Here is a 15,999-nt window from a genome sequence, read left to right as displayed (position 1 = left end):
GGGTCAAGGTCGTTCGTCCAGTAGGGCGCTCCACCTTGACCCCCTGCCCCGACTCCGCTTATTCCCGCAGGGGGACGACGGCGGACGGGAAGACCGGCTAGGGGAAGATGTGCAGGAGGGGAGGGGTACGGCAAGAAACCCCAGGTCAAGGCCATCCCCGACAGGATCGTTACCTAAGCGAAATATGTGTCAGGTTGCTAGTCGGCTTGCCGCTGCCGTTCGGGCCGACCAGCGCGACGAACTCCCCGGGTTCGGCGGTCAGGTCGACCTCGCTGACGATGGGGCGCGCGTCGATGCGCGCGCTGACCCCGGCCAGGTCAAGACGCATCGGAGCCCCCGTTCGTACGGCGGCGTAGCAACCACAGGAAGAACGGCACGCCGAACCCGGTGGTGAACACGCCGACGGGCAGTTCGTTGGGGCGGTCGACGACCCTGGCCGCCAGATCGACCAGCACCAGGAACAACGCCCCCGACAGCAGGGACGTCGGCAGCACACGCCGGTGGTCGGCTCCCACGACGAACCTGGTGCCGTGCGGGATCATCAGCCCGACGAACCCGATGCCGCCGACCACGCTGACCACGGTCGCGGTGAGCAGCGACCCGACCAGCAGCAGTCCGACGCGCTGCGCGGCAACCGGCACGCCGACGGCGGCGTCCTGCCCGGCCAGCAGGGCGTTGAGCGCGCGGGCCTGGGTCAGCAGCCACGCTACGCAGACCACGATGACCAGGGCGGGCACCCCGAGGTCGTCCCAGGAGGCCCCGGCGACGCTGCCCATCAGCCAGAACATCATCCCCTGCAGCTCCGTCGGGTTGAGCTGGAGCTGGACGAAGGTGGTGGCCGCCGTGCAGAGGTATCCGACGGCGACGCCGCTCAGCACCAGCCAGGAGTCGAGCAGCTGCCCGGATCGCTGGGCCAGCACGTAGACCACCAGCGCCGAGGCCATCGCGGCGACGAAGGCGGCGCCGGTGACGCCGAGCGAACCGGCCAGCCCGGCCAGCGCCGTACCACCGAGGGCGGGCACCAGCACGGCGCCGAGGGAGGCCGCCGACGAGACACCGAGCACGTAGGGGTCGGCGAGCGGGTTGCGGACCAGCGCCTGCAGCGCCACCCCGGCCACCGCCAGGCCCGCCCCGGCGAGCGCGGCCAGCAGGGCCCGTGGCGTACGGATCTCCCAGACGACCTGTCCGAGCATCGGGTCGGCCTGGTCGCCGTGGCCGGACAGATGCGCCCAGACCACCTGCCAGACCTGGCCGAAGGGCAGCGTGACCGAGCCGACGGAGACACCGAGCACCAGGGCCGCGACCAGGGCCGCCGCCAGTACGGCGAGCAGCACCCCGGTCGCGGGTCCCGAGATCAGGTGGGGGCGGCTCTTGGCGGGGGTTGCGAGGTCAGTCACCGGGATGCACCACCCGGGAGATCTTCTCCACGGCCCAGGCGTTGAGCGGGCCGAGGTAGGCGCCGTCGGAGACCACGGTGTAGCTCCTCGACCGGGACGCGGGCCACTGCGGGTAGGCGGCGAACAGCCTGGCCGCCTCCCGCTCGCCGTCCTCCCTGGGGCCGAACAGGCCGACGACCAGGACGTCGACCGGGGCGACGGCCAGCTGCTCCCTGTTGAGGGTGCGCGTCATGTCGGCGGTCTGACCGGCGAAGACGTTGACGCCCCCGGCCGCCCTGATCACGTCGTCGTAGATGCCCCCGGTCATCACGGCGGGCAGGCCGTTGGCGTTCATCATGGACATGCCGGGGTAGGCGATGAGCACCTTCCTGGCGGGGCGGCCGGAGACCCGCGCCCGTACGGCCTCGACTCGGGAGCGCAGCTGTCCGACCAGGTCCCGCGCCCGTTCCTGGACGTCGAAGATCCTGCCGAGCAGGCCGATGAACTCGAAGGTGGAGCCGATGGACTGGCCCCGGTAGGCGAGTTTCTCCTCCGGTGTCGCGTCGGGTTTGCCCATGGCGCAGTTGACCGGGTTGACGAGTGAGGTGATCCCGGCGGCGGCGAGCTGCTCGCGGGTGGCGAAGCCGTTCCTGGCCTCGAACCCGCCGGACCAGGTGGAGACGACCAGGTCCGGCTTGAGGTTGAGCACCTGTTCCGCGGGCACGTCGAAGTTCTTGTTCATGGTCAGTCCGCCGGTCGGCAGCGCCCTGACCCTGCCGACCATCGACGGGTCGTCGGAGATGCCGTAGCTCTGCGCGTTGGCCAGGACGTTCCGCTCCAGGCCGAGCAGGACGAAGCTCTCCGCCTCGCCGACGCTCGTCCCGTTGAGGATCAGCACGCGTCGTGGCGGAGCCTGGAAGGTGATCCGCATGCCGCAGTTGTCGAGGGTCAACGGGTATTCCGTGGGGCCGGGGGCCTCGGTGACCCGGGGTTTCGCGGCGGCCGGGTCTCCGCCCCGGGCGCCGCAGCCGGTGAGGGTCAGGGCCGTCGCGAGTACGGCGGCCAGTGGTCTGGTGAGACGGTCGAAGGACATGGGTGTTCGCGCTTTCTGCCGAGGGGAGAGCGCGCGCCGGGGCACCTCACGGAAGCACGGAGGCCGTACGGAGGAACACGGGAAGCCGCAGAGGAAGGTCGCGGAAGCCGTACGGAAAGGGTGCGCGCCGGCGCGCGGGACCGTGCGGGGCGGCCGTGACGGGCCGTCCGGGGCGGTCGCCGGATGTCAGAGGGCCGCGACCGACGCGGCGCGCGCTCCCGGGGGCCCTCTGCGCACGAGGGCGTGTCTCAGCAGGGTGCGGGCTCGGGGAGCCCCGATCTCCTCGGCCACCGGGACGGTGACCGGGCCGTACGGTTGCGGGGGCGTCAGGATCAGCAGGACCAGCAGGCGCCGCAGCACGTGCCCGGCCAGCTGCCTGGCCAGGGCGCACAGGTTCTCCTCGGCCCAGCGCAGCCACACCGAGGTCGCCACCACGCTCGCCAGGTGCATCAGCGGCATGCCCAGGGCCGAGGTGGCCATGTGGTCCATCTGCCCCGGGGGTGTGCCCGTCGTGTGGTGCGCCACCGCCGCCTGCGGCTCGCCGTAGGAGAGCAGGGCGTGCAGGACGACCTGCGACAGGCCGGTCGCGGGAAGGATGGCGCCGAAGGTCCGCTCACGTCCGGTGAGCGCCAGCGCGACCGGCACCAGCAGCAGGACGCCGCCGACGGCCGCCGCAGGGTCGAAGGATCCGCCGCCGAGCAGGTGACCGAGCACGGCCAGGGTGGCGCAGGTGACGGCGAACCCCGTCGCGCGTACCCACCTCACCGCCGAGAACGGCCCCATGGCGACAGATCATCTCAGACCACCACGGAGACCACCGCACCGGGCGAACGAAGGGCCCTCGACAACCCTCTCGCACTATCCAGGGCGCAGGGCCGCCAGGCGTCGTCGGCCGAAGCCGCTGGCCGCGACGCCGACGCAGGCCGCGCCCAGCGCGACCAGGAAGGCCGCCAGCGGGCCGTACCGGTCGGCGAGGGTGCCGGACAGGAAGGCGCCGATCGCGTAACCGATGACGACGGAGGAGGTCAGCACGGTCATGACCCACGAGATCCGCTGCACCGGGACCGTCATCTCGGCCTGGGTGTAGGCCGTGACGAGGATCGGGGCGATGGTGACACCGGGCAGCACGATCAGCAGGCCCAGCGGCCACAGCCCGCCGATGTTCAGCCCGCCGACGATCGCCAGCGGCAGACTGAGGACGGCCAGCAGCGCGAAACCCGCCTGGAGCCTGCGGGCGAGCGGGAAGGAGGCGGGCAGCATCGGGACGAAGACCCCGGCCAGGGCGCTGCTCAGCCCGAGGATCGCGTAGATCAGCCCGGCGGCCCCCTCCGAGCCCGCGTCGACCGCGCGCCAGGTGACCCCGGCCTGCACCGAGCCGAAGTAGCAGCCCAGACCGGTCAGCCCGGCGGCGAGCAGGAACACCGGGACGCGCCGCACCGGAGCCGTGGCGGCCCCGTCCTGATCCTCGTGCCGGGTGACCATGGTCGCCGTCGGGTGCAGGGCGAAGGACACACAGGCCGTGGCGGTGAGCGCCGCCGCCATGAGCACCGCCGTGCGGGGGGAGGTGACCGTCGCGATGATGCCGACCAGGGCGGGGCCGAGGACGAAGGCGAACTCGTCGCTCGTCCCCTCGAAGCTCATCGCGGTGGGGAAGCGGTTCAGGGACAGCTTCCCGCGATGGACCAACGCGGTCCAGCGGGCCCTGGACAGCGGCCCCACCTGCGGTACGGCGGAGCCCGCGACCACCGCGGAGGCCAGCGCCGCCCAGGTGGGCGCGTCCTGTTCGACGCACATCACCAGCAGGACGAGGGCGGCGGCGTGCAGCAGCGCGGCGACCAGCCCGGTCGGCCGGTGGCCGTACCGGTCGGCGGACCTGCCGATGAGCGGCCCGCCGGTGGCCTGCCCGATCGCGAAGGCCGAGGCGGTGGCGCCGCCCAGTGCCAGCGACCCGGTCGCCCCGCTGACCAGCAGCAGCGAGCCGAGCTGGCCCATGGAGGCGGGGATGCGGCCGAGCAGGGTGATCGCCAGGTACCACGGGCCGGTGGTCGCGGGCAGGGCGGCGTAGGCGCGCAGCGCGTTCCAGCGGCTCATGGCGTGTCCGGGGTTCGTCCGTCCGAGGCGCGGAGGTCCACGCCGTACTCCATCAGGACCTCGCGGGGGATCACCTCCAGAGCCCTGACGTTGGTCGCCGCGAGGTTCACCGGGCAGGCGTGGCCCGCCAGGTAGGCCTCGTACCACTTGGCGGCGATCACGCACCAGTGGTCACCCGGTTTCAGCCCGGGGAAGGCCAGGTCGGGCCGGGGGGTCGCGATGTCGTTGTCCACCGTGGACTGGAAGGCGATGAAGACCTCGTCGACGATCGCGCAGACGGTGTGCCCCTTGGGGTTGTCGGGGCCGGTGTGGCAGTGGCCGTCGCGGCGGTAACCGGTGATCGGGTCGAAGCCGCAGGCCTCCAGCGGCTCGCCGAAGACGTTCAGTGCCTGCTCGGTCATCGTTGGCTCCCGATGGTTTCGTGGTGCGGCGGCACGGGGCAGCGGAAGACGCGCTCGGCGAAATCGGCCGCGACCCGGGCCAGGCGGGCGTCGGCGCCGGGCCGTCCGACCAGCAGCATGCCGACCGGCAGCCCGTCGACGAATCCGCACGGGACGCTGAGCGCCGGGTGCCCGGTGAGGTTGAAGACGCAGTTGTTGTCGTGCATCTCGAAGGGGAGGTCGGTCTCGATCACGGCCTCGCGGGGGTCGGCGGGCAGCGGGTGCGGCGGCATCGGGACACTCGGCAGGACGAGGAGGTCGACCTCCCGCAGGGCCAGGTCCACCTGCTCGCGCAGCCTCCGGCGCAGCCGCTGGGCGTAGGCCATGACCTTGCCGTGGGTGGCGTCCCGCAGCAGGGTGGCGCCGACGAGCGCCAGCACCCCGCCGACCGGGATGTCCTCCGGACGGTCGGCGACGGCCCGGCCGAAGGTCTCCCCGAAGTTCGGGTGGTAGGGCCCCTGGTGGTTGTTGCCCTGCAGCCGTGACTCGAAGACGGTGGTCAGGCCGCCCTCGATCGAGATGGGCAGGTGGATGTCCCTGCCGTACCGGTGCAACGGCACCGAGACATCTGACACGGTCAGCCCCAGTTTCTCCAGCGCCCGCGCGGCCCCGCGGACCACGTCGTCCAGGCGCGGGTCGGAACGGCCCGGCCAGCCGAACCCCTCGGTGAGGACCCCGGCCCGCAGCCCGGCCACCTCTTCGGCATACCCCTCGGCGTACGGCCCCGGCACGGCCGCCGCCTCAAGGAAGGCGACCAGGTCGGCGGCATCCCTGGTCAGCACGCCGATGTGGTCGAGTGTGCGCTCGGTCGGCATGGCGCCGTCGTAGTCGACGATCCCATAGGTCGGCTTGAGTCCGAGGACGCCGCACCAGGCGGCGGGGTTGCGGACCGAGCCGCCGTGGTCGGTGCCGACGCCGTAGTCGGCCTGCCCGGTGGCGACCAGGACCGCGGCGCCGCTCGACGAGCCGCCCGCCGAGCGGCTCGGGTCCCAGGGGTTGCCCACCGGGCCGTGCGCGCTGGTGAAGCTCGACCCGGAGTAGCACAGGTCCTCGCAGACCGACGTGCCGACGACGACCGCCCCGGCGTCGCGCATCCGGCCGACGACCACCGAGTCCGAGCCGGGGACGAACCCGGCCATGAGGCGGCTGCCCAGGGTCATCGGCACCCCGCGCACCGCGACGGACTCCTTGACGGTCACCGTCCGCCCGGCCAGCGGCCCGGTTCCCGGCGTTTCGGGGTCGTCGATCCGGTACAGCCAGGCACCGTGCGGGTTGTCCGGACCGCGCGGCACCCGGGTGACCGCGACGGGCGGCGGTTCCGGGGCTTCGGAGGCGCGATCCTCGGCCGCCAGGTCCCGGACGCGGCCGTAGGCGTCGCGCATCCGGTCGATTGCCGGGCCGAGCCTGCCGACCAGCCCGGGGTCGAGGTTCCACCGGCCCGCGACGGCCTCCAGGTCCGCTGAGGTGAAGGAAGGGAGGCTCACCCGCGCCGCTCCGTTTCCTCCGTGAGCGCCTGGCTGGCCGCGACGAACGGTTCGATCGGGATCGAGGTGATCCCGGCGCCGACCCGGCCGCGTCCCGGCTCTCGGTGGGCGAGGCCGTTGTTGATGACGGGTTCGACGCCGAGGGCGCGCACCCGGTGCACGTCGATGCCGAGCGGGGTGCCCAGGAAGTCCTCGGCCGGGATGAGGAACCGCTCGCTCGTCCCGGCGCACAGGGTCCGCATGCGCCGGGTGATCCCCTGGGCCAGGGCCATGTCGCCGCCGACGAAGGACATGATCGCGGGGGCGGCGGTCATCGCGAGGGCGCCGAAGCCCGCGGTCTCGGCGATCATCGAGTCGCCCATGGTCGGGGTGACGTCGTCGAGGGTCGCCCCCTCGACGAGGACCGGGTCGCCGACCGGCGAGGGCACGGTGAACCAGCGGTCGCCGAGGCCGCTGACGCGGATGCCGAACTCCCGCCCGTTGCCCGCCATGGTCGTGACGATCGGGCTGCCCGCGATGCCGCTCGCGGTCAGCGTGACCGCCTTGGCCGCCGAGATCGCGAAGGGCAGCGCGAAGTGCCCGTTGCCCGCGACGAAGGCCACGACCTCCGCCAGGTCCTCCCGGCCGAGGCGGGAGCGCAGCAGGCCGGGGGTGAGCGTGACCAGCAGGGCCGCGCTGGTGGCCACCAGCCGGTTGTGGCAGTCGTCACCCCGGCGCAGCCCCTCGGCGACCAGGGCGATCAGGTCGAGCGGCTCGGAGTTCGCCACGGCCTCGTCGAGGGCGGGGGCGAGCACGTCGCCGAGCCGGCGCAGCCGCGCCAGCGTCACCTCGTCGTACGACCCGTAGCGCATGGCCCCGCCGATGCCCTCGTTCAGGGGGGAGAACGTCCGCAGCCCGCCGGCGGTCTCGGCGACCACGACGGGGGTGCCGGGGGTGACGATCCCGGCCATGGCCCCCACGGCGCCGGCGTCGTGGCAGGGGCTGATGCTCACCTCGCCGTGGTCGATGATCGCCTCGGCCTCGGCGACGGACCCGGCCTCCTTCTCCAGGAGCAGGCCCGCGATGATCCCGCCCCGCATGGGCCCGGGGATGTCGGCCAGGGCGATCGGCGGTCCCGCGTGCAGGAAGTGTCGTGGCCCGACCTGGTCGGTGGCGTCGCGGGCCTTGCAGACGCGGCGCAGGTGGACGTCGGTGCCGTTGAGGGCGTCGAGTGTCGCCCGGGTCGGATCGGACATGGCGGTGCTCCTGATATGTGGGAAGGCGAAGGCACGGCGGGGTCGCTCGCCGTGGGGGGAAACGCTGTGTGGATTTCTCGAACAGGCCTAGGCGGAGGGGGCCTGGTGCCGCTCGGCCAGGAGCTTGCGTACGATCTCCCGGTTCAGCCGGGCGTGCCTGCGCGCGTGCTCGGCGGCCAGGTCGGGGGAGCCGGAGGCGATCGCCTCGAACCAGGCGGAGTGCTCCTCGAACAGGTCGTGCGGGTCGCCGGTCTGGCGCAGCAGCCAGTGCAGACGTCCCTGGAGGGGTTCGAGCACGGTCTGCAGGAGGACGTTGTGGGACAGCTTCAGGATCTCGTCGTGGAAGGCCTCGTTGGCCTCGCCGAGGGCCACCCGGTCTCCGGCGTCGAGGGCCTTGCGGCCCCTGGCCAGGGCGTTGCGGACCCGCCGCAGCTCGGCCTTGGTCGCCCGGGTCGCCGCCTGCTGGCTGGCCAGGACCTCAAGGGCCTCCCTGACGTCGAACAGCTCCTCGACGTCCTGCTCGGACAGCTCGACGACGACCGCGCCCCTGCGGGGGACCGTCCTGACGAACCCCTCGGTCTCCAGCGCCCGGATGGCCTCGCGCACCGGAAGCCTGGAGACGCCGAGCTGGGCCGCGATCTCGGTCTCGACGAGCCGGGTGCCCGCGGGGTAGACGTCGTCGATGATCCGCTGGCGCAGCTCGTCGCGGACGCGGTCCCTGAGCGGCTTGTAGTCGGCGTCGATGTCGAAAGAACCCGGCGCGTCCGGCTGCCTGCTCACAGGGTCGTCTCCCCGGTGTTCGGTCTCGGCCCGGGACCGTCGCCGACGGGTGCCGGACGCTCGGTCTCCTCGAAAGGATAACGCCGCCGGAAGTCGTCGGCCGCCGCGTCGAAGGTGGTGAACTCGACCCCGGGAAGGCCGAGCCAGTCGTCGAAGAGCCGTTCCAGCATCATCAGCACCTGGGGCCGTCCGGAGACGTCGGGGTGGAGCGTCATGGGGAACACCGCGTAGTCCAGCTCACGGTAGACCCAGTCGAACTGGTCGCGCCACAGCTGCTCGACGTCGCGGGGGCTGACGAAGCCGTGGCTGTTGGCGGACTTCTTGACGAACATCATCGGCGGCAGGTCGTCGACGTACCAGTTGCCGCAGAACTCGACGAGGTCCACCTCGGTGCCGTGTTTGAGGGGTTTCATCCAGTCGGCGGCCCGTCCGGTGTAGTCGATCTTCGTCCACTCGTCGCCGACCCGGGCGTAGAAGGGGTGGAAGTCGTTGTAGTTCTGCGAGTGGTCGTAGGAGAAGCCGAACTCCTTGAGCAGGCCCGCGGTGTTGGGGCTCATCTCCCACCAGGGGGCCACGTAGCCGCGCGGGGGCCGTCCCCACAGGCGTTCGACCAGCTCGACGCAGCGGCCGAGCACGTCCCGCTCCTGGTCGGGGGTCATGTCGATGGGGTTCTCATGGGAGTAGCCGTGCGCCCCGATCTCGTGCCCCGCCTCGGCGACGGCCGCCATCTCGGTGGGGAAGGTCTCGATGGAGTGGCCCGGGATGAACCAGGTCGTCCGCAGGCCGTACCGCTCGAAGAGCTGGAGCAGGCGTGGGGTGCCGACCTCACCGGCGAACACGCCGCGCTGGATGTCGTTGGGGGAGTCCTCGCCGCCGTAGGAGCCGAGCCAGCCGGCGACCGCGTCGACGTCGACCCCCACGAGGATCTTTATGTCCTTGGCCATACTTTCCTCATCTCTGGGCGGCGAGCAGCTCGCCGTACCCGGTGATCGGAGTGGTGTCCCCGGCCAGGACGAGGGCCCGCCACAGGGTCGCCGCGACGCTGTCCACCACCGGGACGCCGTACCCGGCCTCCCAGCGGGCGGCCAGGTGCGCGGCGCGCACGTTGGTGCACACCACCGCGACCGCGTCGCAGCCCGCGGCGGCGAGCCCGTCGAAGGCCGCGTCGAGCTCGGCGTCGCCGATCAGCGCGAAGTCGTAGTTGGTGGTGCGGCCGAGGTGGCGGGCCGCCCGCACGGGAAGGCCCTGCTCGGCGTAGTTCACGGCGATGGCCTCCCCGACGTCCGGTGTGTACGGCGTGAGCAGGCCGGGACGTTCGGACCCGAAGGCCCGCAGCGCCGTGAGCATGGCCAGGGTCGAGGTGGTCGCGGGGACGCCGGCGACCTCCTCCATGGCGCGGCACAGGCGTTCGTCACGGCCGGGGCCGAGCCACGAGCCCGAGGTGCCGTTCCAGGCGACGACGTCCACGCGGGCGTCACCGAGGAGTCTGGCGGCGTCGGTGAAGGTGTCCTGGTCGAACTGGCGGGTGTCGGCCGGATCGAGGCTGATGCTCGTCACCCTGATCCGGGTGAAGTGGACCGAGACGTCGTTCCTCGCGGCCAGCAGGGCGCCGGTGACGGGTTCGACGACGGTGTTGGAAGACGGGGCGATCATGCCTATCCGCCGGGCGGTCGGCTGCACTGTGCCTCCGCTCAGAGGGGTCGATTAGGGATACGGTATACAGAATCCTAAGAAGTGGTCCGTAGGAAAACAAGTCGTTGACACTGGTATAGGTCGCGCTTAATCTCCATATACCGCTAACCGGATACCCACTGTAACGGCGCTCTGACGGGCCACCCCGGCCGTCGGACCAGCGAGGATTCCCGCTCCGGCGGGCATCGAACACGTCTGCCCATAGCTCCGGATCATGGCCACGTCGACGCCGCCGGAGGGACCAGGGCGCGTTCCACTCAGTGCCCAGGAGACCGTCGTGTCACCTACCGTCCGCGCACCCCAGTCAACGGCTTCGGACCGCCATCCGGTAGACGAAGTCCTGCCCATCCCCCAGTTGTTCTTCTTCGGCCTGCAGCACATGTTGATCATGTACGCGGGCTGCGTGGCCGTCCCGCTCGTGCTCGGAGCGGTGCTCAAACTCGACACCCACACCATCGCGCTGATCGTCAACGCCGACCTTCTGGTGGCCGGAATCGCGACCATCATCCAGAGCGTCGGCCTGACCCGCTTCTTCGGCATCCGGATGCCGGTGGTCGCGGGGGCCTCGTTCACCTTCCTCACCCCGATGATCCTGATCGGCTCCGAGTACGGCCTGCCGACCATGTACGGCTCGATGATCGCCGCCGGCGTCTTCGGCATCCTGGTCGCCAGACCGTTCTCCAAGGTGCTGCGGTACTTCCCGTCCCTGGTCACCGGCTGTGTGATCACGATCATCGGGTTGTCGCTGATCAAGGTGAGCGCGGACCTCATCATCGGCTCCGACCCGGCCGCGGCGGACTACGCGAGCGTGCGGTACATCCTGCTGGCCTTCGGCGTCGTGGCGATCATCGTCCTGGTGAACCGGATCTTCGGCGGGTTCGTCCGCAACGTCTCCGTGCTCTTCGGACTCGCCATCGGCGCGGTGATCTCCTGGTTCATGGGCCTGGCGGACTTCTCCTCCGTCGCCGGGGCCAAGTGGTTCGGCTTCTCCACCCCGCTGCAGTTCGGCGCGCCGGAGTTCCGGATCGTTCCAATCATCGCGATGTGCGTGGCCATGCTGGTCGTCTTCAGCGAGATGACCGCCTGCGTCCTGGCCATCGGGGACGCCGTCGGCAAGAAGGTCACCGACAGGGACATGGCCAGGGGCCTGGCCACCGACGGCCTGTCCTCCCTGCTGGCCGGGTTCATGAACTCCGTACCCGACTCCACCTTCGGCCAGAACGTGGGCCTGATCAGCCTCACCAAGGTCAAGAGCCGCTACGTCATCACGGTCACCGGAATCCTGCTGGTGATCATGGGAGCCATTCCCAAGCTCGGCGAACTCGTCGCCAGCCTGCCCGGACCCGTGATCGGCGGCGCCGGCCTGGTGATGTTCGCGATGACGGCGGCCGTGGGCATCCAGATGCTCCAGAAGGTCGAGTACGAGGGCAACCAGAACCTGCTCATCGTCGCCGTGGCACTCGGCGTCGGCATGCTGCCGGTCGTGGTGCCCACGATCTACCAGAAGTTCAGCCAGGACACCCAGTTCATCCTCGGCAGCGCGATCACGGCCACCGTGTTGGTGGCGCTGCTGCTCAACCTGCTCTTCAACCACCTGTTCGTCCGCGGGGAGACCCGCAGGGAAGAACCACCCGCCGAGGCACCCGAACTCGCCGAAGCCCAGGAGGGCACGGCCTGAGTCCCACGCCCCGGCGTCAGCACACACGTACCTAAGGAGCACCACGTCATGGGTCAGGCGCCCGTCTCAGCGAACCTCCGGCGAATCCTCAAGGTCATCGAGGACGGCTCCCACGACATGGCCACCGGGTGGAACCTCCCCCGGGAGTGCTACGTCGATCCGGAGTTCTACGCCTTCGAGCAGGAGGCCATCTTCATGCGGCAGTGGCTGTGCCTCGGCCGCGTCGACGAGATCCCGAAGCCCGGCGACTTCGTCCGCGTCGACATGGGCGACGAGCCCCTGATGATGGTCCGTGGCAAGGACATGGAGATCCGGGTCCTCAGCCCCATCTGCGCGCACCGGGCCCACCTGGTGTGCGAGGGGTCGGGGAACACCGGCAGGCTCTTCCGCTGTCCCTTCCACGCCTGGACCTACGGGCTGGACGGCAACCTCATCGCGGCGCCCTCCATGAACGACACCGTCGGCCTCAAGAACCTCAAGGGAGAGGCCTACCTCCCCTCGCACCGGGTCGAGATCTGGAACGGCTTCGTCTTCACCAATCTCGACCCGAACGCGAAACCCCTCGCGCCCACTCTCACCAAACTGACCGCCGAGCTGGAGAACTACCACATCGGCGACATGGTGAGCATGCCGGTGGCCGAACTGCGCGACAACCCCTGGAACTGGAAGTCCCAGCTGGAGAACGGCATCGAGCCGTACCACAGCGCCTATCTCCACGGCATGCTGCACGACTTCGCGCACGTCAGGCTGACCAGCTTCGTGGAGATCAGCCCCGACGAGGGCGCGATCTACCATCCGACCGGCTTCTACCACGCCGACGCCGGATTCAACCCGACCACCAAGGCGCTGCTGCCGATCATCCCGACCCTCGGCGAGAAGGAGCGCAACCAGGTCATCTTCGCCTCGATCCCGCCGAACCTCGGCTTCGGGGCGGTGCCGGAGGGCCTGTTCTACTACCTCGTCCTGCCCGCGGGGCCCGAGCACATGAACCTGCGCATCGGCCACCTCTACCCGGAGGAGTCCACCAAGCATCCGCGGTTCGAACAGCTCTACAAGATCGCCCAGGACGGCCTCGTCCTCTTCCACCAGCAGGACGCCAGCTCGGACGCCTCCCTGCAGAAGGGCATGCGCTCCCGCTTCCGCCGTCCCGGCCGCTACTCCTTCCAGGAGGAGTCGCTCCTGCAGTTCAACCAGTGGCTGCTGAAGCGCTACCAGGACTACGTGGACCTGGTCGAAGGCGCCCCCGAACCCTCGGCCACCCGCTGAACTCCCGAGTGAGGAAACACCGTGAAAATCTCTGTCGACCGCACCCTGTGCGACGGTAACGGCGTGTGCATGGGCATCGCCCCCGAGGTCTTCGACATCGACGACGACCTGAACCTGCACATCGTGGACGAGATCCCCGACGACCCGGCCGTCCAGGCCCAGGTCCGGCAGTCGGTCACCTCCTGCCCGGTCCTCGCCCTGTCCCTGGAGGAGTGATCGGCCGTGGTGGGCGACACCTCACAGACCATCGTGGTGGCCGGCGGCTCCCTCGCCGGTCACACCGTGGTCACCGAACTCGAACGGCGCGGCTTCGCCGGGCGGATCGTCTGGGTACGGGGCCAGGAGGGCACGGCCCCCTACTCCCGGCCCGCGCTGTCCAAGGAACTCATCCAGGGCAAGGTCACCGCGGAGACGATCCGGCTGCCCGTGCAACGGCCGTACGGCCCGCGAACGCGGATCATGGACGGTGCGGTCTGCGCGCGGCTCGACCCGCACGCCGACCGGGTCCTCGTCACCCGGGCCTCCAGGGAGGAGCGGATCTCCTTCGACGCCCTGTTCGTCTGCACCGGGACCAACGCCAGGGTGCCCAGGGCGTTCGCCGGACTGCCCGGCGTGCACAGCCTGCGCACCCTCGCCGACGCCGAACGGATCAAGGAACGGCTGGCCGTACGGCCCCGCACCGTGGTCGTCGGCGCGGGCCTGGTCGGCAGCGAGATGGCCGCCTCCCTGCGCTCCTGCGAACTGCCGGTCGAACTGATCGTGCAGGGACAACTGCCCATGGAGGCCGTCTTCGGCGCCGAACTCGGCCGGTTCTGCCTGGAACAGCACCACGCCAACGGCGTCACCACCCGCCTCGGCACGACCGTCACCGCCCTGTCGTCGGCCGGGCCGCGGGGGCCGGTCACGCTGACCTACGACGACGGGCGGGAGAGCACGGCCGACATGGTCGTCCTCGGGCTCGGCGCGGTGACCTCCTGCGACTGGCTGGACGGCTGCGGCCTCGACCTGTCCGACGGCCTCGGCTGTGACGAGACGCTGCGCACCGTGCGGCCCAACATCCTCGCCGCGGGGGACGTCGCCAACTGGCGCCACCCCCTGTTCGGGCACCGGATGCGGGTCGAGCACTGGAGCAACGCCTCGGCGCAGGCACGGCACGCCGTGGAGAGCTGGCTGGCCGGCCAGGAGGACAGGCGGCCGCCCGCCTTCGCGGACGTGCCCTACTTCTGGTCCGACCAGTACGGCCTCAAGTACCAGATGGTCGGCCACGCCCGTGGTCACGACGAGGTCCACGTCGAGGAGGCAGGGGCGGGCGGGTACCCGTTCGTGACCTACCTCCGCGAGGGCCGGATCGTCGCCGCGGCGGGCGTCAACGCGCCCCGCGCGGTGATGCGGATGAAGGCCCGCATCCAGGCCGAACTGGCCGAAGCCCCTTCAGCAGGGGGTTCGTCGGCCGGAGACCCTTCAGCCGGAGCACCTCCGGCCGGGGAAACGACGAGTGAGGAGGTGTACGCACGGTGAACGGCGAATCCACCGGTGACCGGGCGTTGCCCGAGGTGATCAGGGACAGCATGTGGTCGCTGCTGAGCGACCGCTACCGCACCAACCGCCGCGCCCCCCACACGCCGACCGAGGACGAGTACCTCCACGACCGTCCCTTCTGGCCCGCCTTCACCTTCGAGGAGGTACGGCACACGGTCGAGGACGGCAAGGACCGGATCCTGGTGATCTTCCACGACACCGACGTCCCCGAGGACACCCTCGGCTTCCGGATCGACCTGGACACGGCCATGGCCGAGTGGTCCCGGCGGGTCGGCGGACGCGATCCACAGCGACACCCGGAGATGTTCGCCGCCGAACTGATCTGGTTCATGGTCTGCTTCATCGGCGTCGCCGACCTCGACGGAGAGGCCGGAACGCCCGAGGCGCCGCACTGGATCAACACCGGCTCCGAGATCTTCGGAAAGCTCAGGAACAACCCCAACATGGACACCTTCGAGTCCCATCACTGACGCCCTCGCCGGGCGTAGGAAAGGCCAGGAGTCACCCATGGCAGTTGTCGAGATCGAAAGGCCTCGCGACGGCGTCGCGATCATCCGGCTCAACCGGCCGGAGGTGCGCAACGCGCTCAACACCGAGGTACGTGAACTGCTCGCCGCGGCCGTCGAGGAGCTCAACAAGGACGACGACGTCGGCGCCATCGTCCTGACCGGCGGCGACACCGTCTTCGCCGTCGGCGCCGACCTGGGCGAACAGGCAGGACGCGACGTGGTCGGCGCGATCCGCGCCTACACCCACCAGGCGTTCTGGTACAGCGGCAAGCCGGTGATCGCCGCCGTGAACGGCGACGCCTTCGGCGGCGGCAACGAGTTCATCCTCCAGTGCGACTTCGTCATCGCCGCGGAGAACGCGCGCTTCGCCCAGACCGAGGTCACCATCGGCCTGGTCCCCGGCGGCGGCGCCACCCAGCGCCTGCCCAGGGCCATCGGACGGCAGAACGCGATGTACGCCCTGCTCACCGGCGCCCCGATGAGCGCCGACGACGCCCACCGGCTCGGCTACGTCTCCGAGGTGGTCGCCGGAAACGCCATCGACCGGGCCGTGGAACTGGCCGCCCTGATCGCCTCCCGTCCCAGGCTGGCCGTACGGCAGATCAAGGAGGTCGTCCGCCTCGGCCTGGACACCTCCTTCGAGGCGGGAATAGCCCTGGAACGCCGCGGCTACCAACTGATGTTCGGCACCCAGGACCTGAGGGAGGGCTTCGCCTCCATCCAGGAGGGCAGAACCCCAAAATTCACCGGCGACTGACCCCAGCCGGTCGCTTCGGTACGGCCTTCCAGATCCGAGCCGGCCTGGATCACCTACGT

17 protein-coding genes are annotated in these 15,999 nt (G+C 70.6%); 6 read left to right on the top strand and 11 right to left on the bottom strand.

The window, feature by feature from the left end:
- Nucleotides 1-169: 169 nt before the first annotated feature.
- The 11 genes from ABZ463_RS22075 to ABZ463_RS22025 all read right to left on the bottom strand — a co-directional run bounded on the left by ABZ463_RS22075 (nt 170) and on the right by ABZ463_RS22025 (nt 10,152).
- A complete protein-coding gene (locus tag ABZ463_RS22075) occupies nt 170-328 on the bottom strand; it encodes a hypothetical protein (protein WP_362778472.1) in 159 nt (52 codons plus the stop codon).
- The gene (locus ABZ463_RS22070) at nt 318-1,397 is read right to left on the bottom strand and encodes an iron ABC transporter permease (protein WP_362778469.1); all 1,080 of its coding nucleotides are present in this window, start codon (nt 1,395-1,397) and stop codon (nt 318-320) included. The genes ABZ463_RS22075 and ABZ463_RS22070 overlap by 11 nt, the downstream gene beginning before the upstream one ends.
- Nucleotides 1,390-2,469 carry an ABC transporter substrate-binding protein gene (locus tag ABZ463_RS22065; protein WP_362778467.1) on the bottom strand — a complete coding sequence of 360 codons (1,080 nt, stop codon included), beginning with the start codon at nt 2,467-2,469 and terminating at the stop codon, nt 1,390-1,392. The genes ABZ463_RS22070 and ABZ463_RS22065 overlap by 8 nt, the downstream gene beginning before the upstream one ends.
- A gap of 186 nt (nt 2,470-2,655) precedes the next feature.
- A complete protein-coding gene (locus ABZ463_RS22060; RefSeq protein WP_362778465.1) occupies nt 2,656-3,252 on the bottom strand; it encodes a hypothetical protein in 597 nt (198 codons plus the stop codon).
- Nucleotides 3,253-3,327: 75 nt separating this feature from the next.
- Entirely contained in the window at nt 3,328-4,560 is a 1,233-nt protein-coding gene (locus ABZ463_RS22055; protein ID WP_362778463.1) for an MFS transporter, read from the bottom strand.
- Nucleotides 4,557-4,961 (bottom strand): DUF2237 domain-containing protein, encoded by a 405-nt coding sequence (locus ABZ463_RS22050; protein ID WP_362778461.1) that lies wholly within the window; start codon nt 4,959-4,961, stop codon nt 4,557-4,559. The genes ABZ463_RS22055 and ABZ463_RS22050 overlap by 4 nt, the downstream gene beginning before the upstream one ends.
- A complete protein-coding gene (locus tag ABZ463_RS22045; protein ID WP_362778459.1) occupies nt 4,958-6,484 on the bottom strand; it encodes an amidase family protein in 1,527 nt (508 codons plus the stop codon). The genes ABZ463_RS22050 and ABZ463_RS22045 overlap by 4 nt, the downstream gene beginning before the upstream one ends.
- Complete coding sequence (locus tag ABZ463_RS22040) at nt 6,481-7,719, bottom strand: DUF1116 domain-containing protein (RefSeq protein WP_362778456.1); 1,239 nt, start codon at nt 7,717-7,719, stop codon at nt 6,481-6,483. The genes ABZ463_RS22045 and ABZ463_RS22040 overlap by 4 nt, the downstream gene beginning before the upstream one ends.
- 87 nt (nt 7,720-7,806) lie before the next feature.
- On the bottom strand, nt 7,807-8,499 hold the full coding sequence (locus tag ABZ463_RS22035) for a GntR family transcriptional regulator (RefSeq protein ID WP_352014387.1): 693 nt from the start codon (nt 8,497-8,499) through the stop codon (nt 7,807-7,809).
- The gene (locus ABZ463_RS22030; RefSeq protein ID WP_352014386.1) at nt 8,496-9,443 is read right to left on the bottom strand and encodes a polysaccharide deacetylase; all 948 of its coding nucleotides are present in this window, start codon (nt 9,441-9,443) and stop codon (nt 8,496-8,498) included. The genes ABZ463_RS22035 and ABZ463_RS22030 overlap by 4 nt, the downstream gene beginning before the upstream one ends.
- Before the next feature lie 7 nt (nt 9,444-9,450).
- Nucleotides 9,451-10,152, bottom strand: coding sequence for a hypothetical protein (locus ABZ463_RS22025; protein ID WP_362778453.1), 702 nt, complete (start codon nt 10,150-10,152; stop codon nt 9,451-9,453).
- A gap of 316 nt (nt 10,153-10,468) precedes the next feature.
- Here ABZ463_RS22025 and ABZ463_RS22020 point away from each other — a divergent pair, with 316 nt between their 5' ends.
- Genes ABZ463_RS22020 through ABZ463_RS21995 form a run of 6 tightly spaced genes read left to right on the top strand, consistent with a single transcriptional unit; the run spans nt 10,469 to nt 15,940 of the window.
- A complete protein-coding gene (locus ABZ463_RS22020; protein WP_352014384.1) occupies nt 10,469-11,869 on the top strand; it encodes a nucleobase:cation symporter-2 family protein in 1,401 nt (466 codons plus the stop codon).
- 48 nt (nt 11,870-11,917) lie between these two features.
- Entirely contained in the window at nt 11,918-13,135 is a 1,218-nt protein-coding gene (locus tag ABZ463_RS22015) for an aromatic ring-hydroxylating dioxygenase subunit alpha (protein ID WP_352014383.1), read from the top strand.
- A 21-nt stretch (nt 13,136-13,156) separates the two neighbouring features.
- Nucleotides 13,157-13,351: a ferredoxin gene (locus ABZ463_RS22010; protein WP_352014382.1), complete on the top strand. Its 195-nt coding sequence runs from the start codon at nt 13,157-13,159 to the stop codon at nt 13,349-13,351.
- 9 nt (nt 13,352-13,360) lie between these two features.
- Nucleotides 13,361-14,653, top strand: a complete 1,293-nt coding sequence (locus tag ABZ463_RS22005; RefSeq protein WP_362778448.1) for an FAD-dependent oxidoreductase — start codon at nt 13,361-13,363, stop codon at nt 14,651-14,653.
- The gene (locus ABZ463_RS22000; protein ID WP_362778446.1) at nt 14,650-15,144 is read left to right on the top strand and encodes a hypothetical protein; all 495 of its coding nucleotides are present in this window, start codon (nt 14,650-14,652) and stop codon (nt 15,142-15,144) included. Before ABZ463_RS22005 ends, ABZ463_RS22000 begins: the two co-directional genes overlap by 4 nt.
- A 37-nt stretch (nt 15,145-15,181) precedes the next feature.
- On the top strand, nt 15,182-15,940 hold the full coding sequence (locus ABZ463_RS21995) for an enoyl-CoA hydratase-related protein (RefSeq protein ID WP_352014379.1): 759 nt from the start codon (nt 15,182-15,184) through the stop codon (nt 15,938-15,940).
- Nucleotides 15,941-15,999 lie beyond the last annotated feature (59 nt).

Origin of the sequence: Streptosporangium sp. NPDC020145, assembly GCF_040631275.1 — a bacterium.
Lineage (GTDB): Bacteria > Actinomycetota > Actinomycetes > Streptosporangiales > Streptosporangiaceae > Streptosporangium.
This window is presented reverse-complemented; position numbering and strand designations above follow the sequence as displayed.

Bases quoted from the DNA above. Each gene is read 5' to 3' on its own strand.
- ABZ463_RS22075 (WP_362778472.1), bottom strand. From the start codon at position 328: ATGCGTCTTGACCTGGCCGGGGTCAGCGCGCGCATCGACGCGCGCCCC.
- ABZ463_RS22065 (WP_362778467.1), bottom strand. From the start codon at position 2,469: ATGTCCTTCGACCGTCTCACCAGACCACTGGCCGCCGTACTCGCGACG.
- ABZ463_RS22060 (WP_362778465.1), bottom strand. From the start codon at position 3,252: ATGGGGCCGTTCTCGGCGGTGAGGTGGGTACGCGCGACGGGGTTCGCC.
- ABZ463_RS22055 (WP_362778463.1), bottom strand. From the start codon at position 4,560: ATGAGCCGCTGGAACGCGCTGCGCGCCTACGCCGCCCTGCCCGCGACC.
- ABZ463_RS22050 (WP_362778461.1), bottom strand. From the start codon at position 4,961: ATGACCGAGCAGGCACTGAACGTCTTCGGCGAGCCGCTGGAGGCCTGC.
- ABZ463_RS22040 (WP_362778456.1), bottom strand. From the start codon at position 7,719: ATGTCCGATCCGACCCGGGCGACACTCGACGCCCTCAACGGCACCGAC.
- ABZ463_RS22030 (WP_352014386.1), bottom strand. From the start codon at position 9,443: ATGGCCAAGGACATAAAGATCCTCGTGGGGGTCGACGTCGACGCGGTC.
- ABZ463_RS22025 (WP_362778453.1), bottom strand. From the start codon at position 10,152: ATGATCGCCCCGTCTTCCAACACCGTCGTCGAACCCGTCACCGGCGCC.
- ABZ463_RS22015 (WP_352014383.1), top strand. From the start codon at position 11,918: ATGGGTCAGGCGCCCGTCTCAGCGAACCTCCGGCGAATCCTCAAGGTC.
- ABZ463_RS21995 (WP_352014379.1), top strand. From the start codon at position 15,182: ATGGCAGTTGTCGAGATCGAAAGGCCTCGCGACGGCGTCGCGATCATC.